This window comes from Bacteroides sp. 43_46, assembly GCF_001915455.1.
GTDB lineage: Bacteria > Bacteroidota > Bacteroidia > Bacteroidales > Bacteroidaceae > Bacteroides > Bacteroides caccae.
Map to the genome: position 1 here is coordinate 129,497 of NZ_MNQN01000127.1, position 8,815 is coordinate 138,311.

Annotated in this window: 10 protein-coding genes; 4 read left to right on the top strand and 6 right to left on the bottom strand. The window is 42.6% G+C overall.

Annotation, left to right across the window (positions count from 1 at the left end):
- Positions 1-30: 30 nt before the first annotated feature.
- The 4 genes from BHV72_RS15880 to BHV72_RS15895 all read right to left on the bottom strand — a co-directional run bounded on the left by BHV72_RS15880 (position 31) and on the right by BHV72_RS15895 (position 3,951).
- Positions 31-1,515 carry a DUF3868 domain-containing protein gene (locus BHV72_RS15880; protein WP_122139546.1) on the bottom strand — a complete coding sequence of 495 codons (1,485 nt, stop codon included), beginning with the start codon at positions 1,513-1,515 and terminating at the stop codon, positions 31-33.
- A gap of 48 nt (positions 1,516-1,563) precedes the next feature.
- Positions 1,564-2,160 carry a DUF3575 domain-containing protein gene (locus tag BHV72_RS15885; protein WP_005682777.1) on the bottom strand — a complete coding sequence of 199 codons (597 nt, stop codon included), beginning with the start codon at positions 2,158-2,160 and terminating at the stop codon, positions 1,564-1,566.
- 229 nt (positions 2,161-2,389) lie between these two features.
- Positions 2,390-3,052 (bottom strand): hypothetical protein, encoded by a 663-nt coding sequence (locus tag BHV72_RS15890; RefSeq protein ID WP_005679618.1) that lies wholly within the window; start codon positions 3,050-3,052, stop codon positions 2,390-2,392.
- A 44-nt stretch (positions 3,053-3,096) separates the two neighbouring features.
- Positions 3,097-3,951 (bottom strand): helix-turn-helix domain-containing protein, encoded by an 855-nt coding sequence (locus BHV72_RS15895; protein WP_005679619.1) that lies wholly within the window; start codon positions 3,949-3,951, stop codon positions 3,097-3,099.
- Positions 3,952-4,285: 334 nt separating this feature from the next.
- Between BHV72_RS15895 and BHV72_RS15900 the strand changes: the two genes are divergently transcribed.
- Genes BHV72_RS15900 through nadD form a run of 3 tightly spaced genes read left to right on the top strand, consistent with a single transcriptional unit; the run spans position 4,286 to position 6,377 of the window.
- The gene (locus BHV72_RS15900; protein WP_005679620.1) at positions 4,286-5,164 is read left to right on the top strand and encodes a YicC/YloC family endoribonuclease; all 879 of its coding nucleotides are present in this window, start codon (positions 4,286-4,288) and stop codon (positions 5,162-5,164) included.
- A 20-nt stretch (positions 5,165-5,184) separates the two neighbouring features.
- Positions 5,185-5,751: a guanylate kinase gene (gene gmk / locus BHV72_RS15905; protein ID WP_005679622.1), complete on the top strand. Its 567-nt coding sequence runs from the start codon at positions 5,185-5,187 to the stop codon at positions 5,749-5,751.
- A 32-nt stretch (positions 5,752-5,783) separates the two neighbouring features.
- Positions 5,784-6,377: a nicotinate (nicotinamide) nucleotide adenylyltransferase gene (nadD, locus tag BHV72_RS15910; RefSeq protein ID WP_005679623.1), complete on the top strand. Its 594-nt coding sequence runs from the start codon at positions 5,784-5,786 to the stop codon at positions 6,375-6,377.
- On the opposite strand, the gene BHV72_RS15915 is transcribed toward nadD, so the two are convergent.
- The gene (locus BHV72_RS15915) at positions 6,359-7,417 is read right to left on the bottom strand and encodes a metallophosphoesterase (RefSeq protein ID WP_122139547.1); all 1,059 of its coding nucleotides are present in this window, start codon (positions 7,415-7,417) and stop codon (positions 6,359-6,361) included. The genes nadD and BHV72_RS15915 overlap by 19 nt on opposite strands.
- A gap of 99 nt (positions 7,418-7,516) precedes the next feature.
- On the opposite strand from BHV72_RS15915, the gene BHV72_RS15920 reads away from it, so the two are divergent.
- Complete coding sequence (locus BHV72_RS15920; RefSeq protein ID WP_122139548.1) at positions 7,517-8,410, top strand: 1,4-dihydroxy-2-naphthoate polyprenyltransferase; 894 nt, start codon at positions 7,517-7,519, stop codon at positions 8,408-8,410.
- Positions 8,411-8,612: 202 nt separating this feature from the next.
- Here BHV72_RS15920 and BHV72_RS15925 read toward each other — a convergent pair.
- On the bottom strand, positions 8,613-8,815 hold a 203-nt coding region (locus BHV72_RS15925), incomplete at its 5' end, for a hypothetical protein (RefSeq protein ID WP_286856630.1).

Consider the following 8,815-nt stretch of genomic DNA (forward strand, 5'->3'; position numbering starts at 1 on the left):
TATAACTGAGTTACATCCGCAACCCACGATTTATTCATTTACCCTTATAGCCTTGAATGCTTTCGCACGGTTACATCCCCGAGCCGCTGCCTCTTCCAACAGTTTCTCTGCCTTCCTCCAATCACCTTTCATATCATAGGCAATTGCCATTGGGAACAGGACACGACTGTCTTCTCTTACCACTTCCAATACCTGCAACGCACCGTCCGCATCCTTGCCATATTTCAACAAGGCATTGGCATAATTCAAAACCGCCACAATGTCCCCCGGAAACTGCTCGTATGCCCTCTTATATACCGGCAGAGGATTCTCCCCCCGGGAAGCATACAATCCGGCCAGCTGGTACATTTCGTACAGGCTAAGACATTCGGGCTTGGTCTCAAAAACTCCGGGGAGTTCCTCCGACGTATAAGGCCTTACATCAAAGCTGAGGCTGAATGTTGTACGCCGCAGAGCCGGGTAAAACTCTTCCAAAAGAATATGGTAAGTCTTATCATTATCCAACTCACGGATAGCCGACTCACGTTCCGTATCATTTGAGTTATGTTCAATGATAAAAAGGATTTTGTCCTTATTGGAAAGAGTGGAACCACTGACTGCTGCCTTAAGACCTTCCCAGTCTTCCCCAACCCCTTCGGTACGATAAACCGGTGCTTTCTTGAGGGCGGGATATTGACTGGAAATATAATTTGAAAGGGTTTGAGTCCGTCTTTGCGCAAGGGATTTGTTATAATTAAAATCTCCTTCGGGAGAAGCGTAACCTTTTATATACACATCCTTTAGCTCCGCCCCTTTAATCAATAGGTTTTCAGATACAAATTGGCCGAGTCCGGCAAGCTCTTGACGGTTATCCGCAAAGGTCTTGCGAAGATCGTGTTGTGCCACGGGAAAAGTCACTTTACAATCAAAAGAATCCTTGTAGCACTTGACCAGCACCTTTTCCGGTTCGATAAAATCGTAGGCATAATCTTTCGCTCCAAAGAGTGGAATACCGGCTTGCAATGCAATACCATCGTTTTTACTCATACCACATTCGGCACAACCATATAACTTTTCATCCACAACAAGATGACCATCTGCCATCCAACTTTCAAAAGGGAAACTGCTTTTGAATGTCAAGGGTGTTTCTTTCAGCTCCTTGACGGAATGCACCTCACCATAGCCAAGCTGGTCACTCTTCACATTATGCAGGGTCTTGCGACGTTTAACAACCTTATACCTCCTTCGGCCGGAAATGCATACAGGTTCCAGTTCCACACTTTTTTTTCCATCCACTGAAACAAAACGGGGAGAAATATACATCATTTGCTGGCTTTTCAACTTTTCGACAAGCCCTATCGAAAATTCTATATCCAATTTATCCCCGTCCGCGCTTCTCTCTACACGGCTTCCGGAATAATCCCCGTGCAGACCATTAGCTGACGATAAAGTTTCCTGGGCAAAAACCAACATGGGAAACATTCCCAGGCAGCCCATAATAAAAATTTGTTTCTTATAATATTGTAACGGTTTCATGATATACTTTTTTGCATAAAAAATAAAAAATCCGGGTACGTAAGAAGACTATTTCAACATATAAATAATGGAAATCGCCGCTCTGGTGGGACCGATATAATCAGCATCCCCCTTCCCCTCCTTTTTTCCGCAGGTAGTACACTTGTACTTATCATAACGGGTATGTACATAACCGATGCCCAAGGAGGCCTCTATATTGAAACGATTGGAAACGACCCACTGATAGCCGGCACTCAGACCACCACCCCAAAAATATCCTTCATAACGGTGCTCCTTCATTTTCCCGTCTCCCTTTTGAAGAACAAAAGGTACATCAATGCCACCGATGTTCATCTGCCCTCCATGCGCGTGCAACCCGAAGAACCAGCCATTGAAAACATCACACGTCCAGTAACGTAGCTCAGGCTGTACCAACCAGTGACTAGCCTTCTTTGTTTTATACCGGGAGGAGGTAGCATCCTGCGTGTAGAAAAAGAAATTCATCCCCACTTGGGTGTCAAGCGTCCATTTCCGCCCCATTGAAAACTCAAGGGAAAGATTCGGAGTCTTCAGGGCATCATACGCCAAATTATTTTTTATTGCCACCTTCTGTGCAAAAGAATGGGTGCAAAAAAATAAAAAGAAAAGAAAAATAGTCCTCTTCATACTAAAGATTTTTATCATTATTATTAATACTCTGTTTCTCGTTTTTTTGATGTTGCAAAAGTACCACGCTGCTATCGCATTGGCATTATACAAAAAAGACAGAAATTAACAAATACATGACTATTTTAGAAAAAACGTCATTATTGTGTAAATGTATCATACTCACAGAACCCAATGTGAAGTCAAAAAAGCCGGTCAATCAAATGTAAAGTAATGCAAAATATCTATTCTATATAAGAATATAACGAAACAGATAACAAGTATCTTTACTCGTCAAAATATCTTTATCTTTTAAGATTAGATATAAATCTTCACAAGACCGCTTGCCTACACCATGTAATTTGCCCAATGCGTCAAAACCATTTTTCTTGATAAACCGCAACAGGTCCTCCAACAGATAGATATTATACCTCCTGAGGTTCCGTAAGATTCTCGGTTGTATCTCCAAATATTCCAAAGGAGTGGAAAGTTTATCCACACATTCCGCAGGTATATCATATTCTTTGAGTGGAACAAAGACTTTAAATTGTCCGCAAACAACATTGTTCCTGTGTAAAACAGCCTTATAGTTTCTATACCGGAGATGGACTGATTGAAGCCTTTGCTGTTCTTGAACCAGACTTTCCCAACAACGACTTACTTCCCTTACGCCTTCCTCATACATGAAAATTAATTCTCGTATGGAAAGATTATACCTGTAGGACAGATCGGATATATCAGTCCCTGTCATCAGGGAATAAAAAATATCCTGCCTCTTTTCATCCCTTACATACATGGACATCATTTTGACAAGATCCTTATAAAGACGGAAACAATATACCGACAAGCCATGTGCACGAAGAGAAATAAAAGTCTTTTCCTTCTTGCTTACTTTTTGAATAGAAGATTCCATATTGCTTAATATTGTATTAAAAAAGACAGGTATTTATCATACGGTCAAATTTTATCTTTTTTGCTTTCGCTCCGCAATTCTGTCGGAGTTAGCCCAAACAGTCTTTTACAATAGCAGGTGAGATGGGCGGGAGAACTAAATCCAAATTCCATGGCTATTTCCCGGAAAGCAACATCCGGATCACAGACTTTCTCACGAACAATCTCAGCCTTCCGTTCCTGCATCCATTGATAGGGGCTCTGGTTAAAACAATCTTGGAACTTGCGGTTGAAAGAGCGTTCTGACACACAACACAAACTGGCAAATTCTTTCACAGATTTCACTTTCCGATAATTTTCCAGCACAAAATCTTCAAATTTTCTTCCTACTCCGGATGTTCCTGAAAAGAAGGAAGCAAGCTCGGGCTTGGTATAAAATCCCCTCAATACAAGTATTATTTCCTGTTGTTTGAGAATATGCATATGCCTACATAATAATCCTGCATCCAGATAAATAAGCAACTGCCTTAACACGTGAAGCAGCGGTTTGCGAATTAGAAGAATACAGTTATCCCTCTCTCCCAACTTGTCACGGGAAATAGAATCAAAATACATTTTGTCACAAGCCGTTATCTGTTTGTTCCAAAACAATAAAAGACATTCTGCCGGTACAACACTTTTAATCCGGTTCTCCTCCCGCTGTGGAATAAGGAGCATCCTGTTTCTGAGAAGAGAAATATGATGTTCCTGCCCTATATCAACTAACAATTCTCCTTTCAACAGGAATAAAATACAAAAACAGCTGTCATTATCAACTTGCCCACATTCTTGTGCAGCCAATTTATATCGAGTAAACCCACTTGCAAAATTAAGCTGATAATTAAAGCAGGAGCGGTGCTCAGACAAATTAAGTAGTTTCATGTTATATCTTAAAATAATTACGTTTAGAAAACATCGTAATCAAGATGTTTGTTTTTAACAAAAAAGACATATATTTTCAGATATCAGACAATTAAAACATGCTTATAATTTCACGCCTGTTTCCCTGATTTTTCTGCAATCAAAGTTTTTTATTGCAGCTATTTTTAGATGTATCATTGAAAATAGTTATATTTGCGACTAGTTTATTAGGACAGATATGAGCCAGCATTAAAATCGGCATATAAGTTTCTGATAATCAGATATAAATATAAAATTACATGATTATTTCCAATTCTTAAAATATTCGTGTAGTTTTGCGCAAAACTTTAAAAATATGATACAGTCAATGACAGGTTACGGCAAAGCTACTGCCGAACTTCCAGAAAAGAAAATAAACGTAGAAATCAAGTCGCTCAACAGCAAGGCAATGGATTTATCCACTCGCATCGCCCCGGCTTATCGTGAAAAAGAAATAGAAATCCGTAACGAGATTTCCAAGGTTCTGGAGCGCGGAAAAGTAGATTTCAGCCTGTGGATCGAGAAAAAAGAGGGCGCCGAGAGTGCAACACCTATCAACCAGGCATTGGTGGAAGGATATTACAAACAGATTCAGGCTATCTCGGAAAACATCGGCATTCCTGTCCCTACGGATTGGTTTCAAACGTTGCTCCGTATGCCGGACGTGATGACGAAAACGGAAATCCAGGAATTATCGGAAGAGGAATGGAAAGTAGTGCACGCCACGGTGCTTGAAGCGATTAATCATCTGGTAGATTTCCGCAAACAGGAAGGTGCCGCACTGGAAAAGAAGTTCCGCGAAAAGATTGCGAATATCTCGCTGTTGCTCGAAAAGATCGCTCCTTATGAGAAAGAACGGGTAGAAAAGGTGAAAGAACGCATCACGGACGCACTCGAAAAGACGTTGAGCGTAGATTATGACAAGAACCGTCTGGAACAGGAATTGATTTATTATATCGAAAAATTGGATGTAAACGAAGAAAAACAACGCCTTGGCAATCATCTGAAGTATTTTATTAGTACTATGGAAAGCGGTAACGGACAGGGGAAAAAGCTCGGATTTATCGCACAGGAAATGGGCCGGGAAATCAACACATTAGGTAGCAAGTCCAATCATGCGGAAATGCAGAAGATTGTTGTCCAGATGAAGGATGAACTGGAACAGATCAAGGAACAGGTACTGAATGTAATGTAATTTCAAATAGAAAGAATCACATGACAGGTAAATTAATTATTTTCTCCGCCCCGTCAGGCTCGGGCAAATCTACTATCATCAACTATCTACTGACACAGCATTTGAATCTTGCGTTTTCTATTTCCGCAACAAGCCGCCCGCCGCGCGGAACGGAGCAACACGGGGTTGAGTATTTCTTTCTCACTCCGGAGGAGTTTCGTTGCCGTATCGAGAACAATGAGTTTCTGGAGTACGAGGAGGTGTATAAAGACCGTTACTACGGCACACTGAAAGAACAGGTGGAAAAACAGTTAAAAGAAGGTCAGAATGTGGTGTTTGATGTAGATGTAGTAGGCGGATGCAACATCAAGAAGTTTTACGGTGACCGTGCATTGTCGGTATTTATCCAACCGCCTTCGGTAGATGAACTGCGCTGCCGACTGGAAGGTCGCGGCACAGATGCGCCGGAAGTAATCGAAAGCCGCATCGCCAAAGCGGAATATGAGTTGAGCTTTGCTCCGCAGTTCGATTGCGTGATCGTTAATGACGATCTGGAGACGGCTAAGGCGGAAGCTTTGAAAGTAATTAAAAAGTTTTTGGAGGCCTAGTTAATTGTCTTTTGCCAGACAGAAAGATACAAATGAAGAAACATAAAACCGGAATCTTTAGCGGCTCATTCAACCCGATTCATATCGGACATCTTGCCTTGGCCAATTATCTTTGCGAATACGAAGGGTTGGACGAAATCTGGTTTATGGTCAGCCCACAGAATCCCTTAAAAACGCAGTCCGAATTATGGAGTGACGGGCTGCGTCTTAAATTGGTGGAGTTATCTATCAACGGTTATCCGCATTTTCAAGCTTCGGATTTCGAGTTTCACCTGCCACGTCCCTCTTACAGCGTGCATACATTGGAAAAGCTACGCGCTGCTTATCCCGAACGGGACTTCTATTTCATTATCGGCTCTGACAACTGGGCGCGTTTCGACCGTTGGTATCAGTCGGAGCGTATCCTAAAAGAGAACAACATTCTGATTTATCCCCGCCCCAACTACCCCGTAAAAGAAGATGAATTGCCGGAAACTGTACGCCTCGTCCATTCACCTGTATTCGAGATCAGTTCTACATTTATTCGCAAAGCACTGGACACAGGAAAAGATATACGGTATTTTCTGCATCCGGCAGCTTGGGAATATATAAAAACAAATTTACAATACTACTCCGCCAACCGATGAAGCGTTATCATTACCACTTCTGCCGGTGCACCAATGCGAATCGGGAGTTGTGAAGTGCCGATTCCGTTTGTTATAATAAGGGGAATTTTTGCGGTGTTGTAGGCCAGCCCGGTTAAGAAGCGGTTTCCGTAATGAGAATTTAACACCGGGGCGACTCCAAAGACACGGACTTGTCCGCCGTGGGTATGCCCGGCCAGAGCAAGGTCGGTGTTAGCCACTGAAACATCTTCGATATAGTCCGGTGTATGTACTAATAATATGACAAAATCTTTGGGAGAGAGTGCCAATGTAGGCGACACGCCGTTGTGTGTCAAGTCGAAAGGATTGCGTACGCCTGCGATAATGATCTGCTGGCCGTCTTTCCGAAGAGTATCTACCTCATGTTCCAACACCCTCATCCCATAATGTTTCATTGTACGGACAATTTCGTCGTGACAGCGTTCGTAATCATTGTTTCCCATTACGCCGTATGTCCCCATGGGCGTTTTCACACGGGAAAGGGCAGCGAACAAAGGTTCCACATATTCGCAACCTTCCTGATAGTCACCTCCCATTAGCAGGACATCGGCCTTTTGGGCAATCAACAGACGGACAAGGTTGTTCAGTCCTTGTTCTTTCAACAGGCTTTTATAATGCAAATCGGAGACGAAGGCGATGCGGAAACCTTCAAAAGCTTCGGGAACATCCCGGTGAGTGAAATCATATTTCACGACACGGTCGACACCTGTATAAGCGGATGACACACTTTCGGTTGATGAAGTAATTTTGGCTTCACGAAGTACACGATCAACAGATTCGGTTCCGGCAATGGTTTGTTTCTTTGCCGGTTCACTTTTCTTTTCTTTCGAGACATCCAGCTCTTTGAGTCCGGCATGATCCGGCGCAAAAACATCTGCCGGGACAGTGGCAGCGGTATCCGCATGAACGGAATCTGTATTTAAAACAGGCGAAGGCAAAGTGGACACCATATTTTTCTTCGACTTACAAGAGGCTAGCGAAAGCAGTGTCAACAAGATAACGGGATAAATTATTTTCTTCATTTTCTCTTAATTTGAAGTATTTTGAAGTATTTCGGGGGTGCAAAGATACGAAAAATCATCTATCTTTGTCCGTCAAAACTCTCTATAATATATTAAAGCATGAAAGAAATAAAGCGTAACTCACTGCAAGCATGGATATTAGCGGCACGCCCCAAGACTCTGACAGGTGCAGTTACTCCCGTTTTAATAGGTACTGCACTTGCTGCCATGGACGGGCATTTTGAATGGTTACCTGCACTAATCTGTTGCGTGTTCGCCAGCCTGATGCAGATTGCCGCCAACTTTATCAATGACCTTTTTGACTTCCTCAAAGGGACGGACAGGGAAGACCGCCTGGGGCCTGAACGCGCCTGTGCGCAAGGTTGGATTTCTCTTCAGGCAATGAAAACGGGAATCATCGTCACGGTTACCCTTGCCTGCCTCATCGGTTGCACGCTGCTTTTCTATGCGGGGTGGGAGCTGATTATCGTCGGCGTTCTCTGTGTACTTTTTGCTTTTCTCTATACAACCGGACCTTATCCCCTATCCTACAACGGTTGGGGAGATGTTTTAGTAATCATTTTTTTCGGTTTTGTCCCCGTAGGTGGAACCTACTATGTGCAAGCGCTAACATGGACGCCGGATGTTACCGTAGCCTCACTCGTTTGCGGACTGCTCATTGACACTTTACTTGTTGTCAATAATTACCGCGACCGCGAAGCGGATGCACGAAGCGGAAAACAAACCATTATCGTCCGTTTCGGTGAGAAGTTCGGACGCTATTTTTATCTGGCACTGGGAATAACAGCGTCCTTGCTCTGTCTCCGGTTCTTGAGTGAAGGACATTTTTATGCGGGACTGCTTCCGCAACTTTATCTGATCCCCCACTTCTTCACATGGAAAAAAATGATACGTATATATAATGGTAAAAAACTAAACAACATATTAGGCGAAACGTCGCGTAATATGCTGCTCATGGGAGTCCTTTTGTCGTTAGGGCTATTATTAGGTTGAAAGTTGAAAGTGAAAATTACCGGGTTAGCATTATTAACAAGACAAGACATTAACAGTTATACGTTATTAACGACTTATTATACGTTATTAGTGACTTATTACACGTTATTAGTGACTTATTATTTAGCGACACACGTGTTTTCTTATGGGTTATTTGTCAAATTTGACGACAAGATAAATTAGGGAAAAATAATTCAACAGTTCATAGTCGATAGTATCCAATACTCTCCTCCTTCGGGAAGGAGGAGTCCCCGTAGGGGGAGGTGGTAGGTGAGTACATAAGTCTATTATTAAAACAAATAGGCGCACCTACCACCCCGGCTTTCAGCCACCCCTCCTTCCCGGAGGTTGTGTAAAAAGTAAGCATCAAGTGTTCTTTGACATATTGTATTAAAAAGGAAATGC

Coding starts and splice junctions, on each gene's coding strand:
- BHV72_RS15915 (WP_122139547.1), bottom strand. CDS start 7,417: ATGAAGAAAATAATTTATCCCGTTATCTTGTTGACACTGCTTTCGCTA.
- nadD (WP_005679623.1), top strand. CDS start 5,784: ATGAAGAAACATAAAACCGGAATCTTTAGCGGCTCATTCAACCCGATT.
- BHV72_RS15880 (WP_122139546.1), bottom strand. CDS start 1,515: ATGAAACCGTTACAATATTATAAGAAACAAATTTTTATTATGGGCTGC.
- BHV72_RS15895 (WP_005679619.1), bottom strand. CDS start 3,951: ATGAAACTACTTAATTTGTCTGAGCACCGCTCCTGCTTTAATTATCAG.
- BHV72_RS15900 (WP_005679620.1), top strand. CDS start 4,286: ATGATACAGTCAATGACAGGTTACGGCAAAGCTACTGCCGAACTTCCA.
- BHV72_RS15890 (WP_005679618.1), bottom strand. CDS start 3,052: ATGGAATCTTCTATTCAAAAAGTAAGCAAGAAGGAAAAGACTTTTATT.
- gmk (WP_005679622.1), top strand. CDS start 5,185: ATGACAGGTAAATTAATTATTTTCTCCGCCCCGTCAGGCTCGGGCAAA.
- BHV72_RS15885 (WP_005682777.1), bottom strand. CDS start 2,160: ATGAAGAGGACTATTTTTCTTTTCTTTTTATTTTTTTGCACCCATTCT.
- BHV72_RS15920 (WP_122139548.1), top strand. CDS start 7,517: ATGAAAGAAATAAAGCGTAACTCACTGCAAGCATGGATATTAGCGGCA.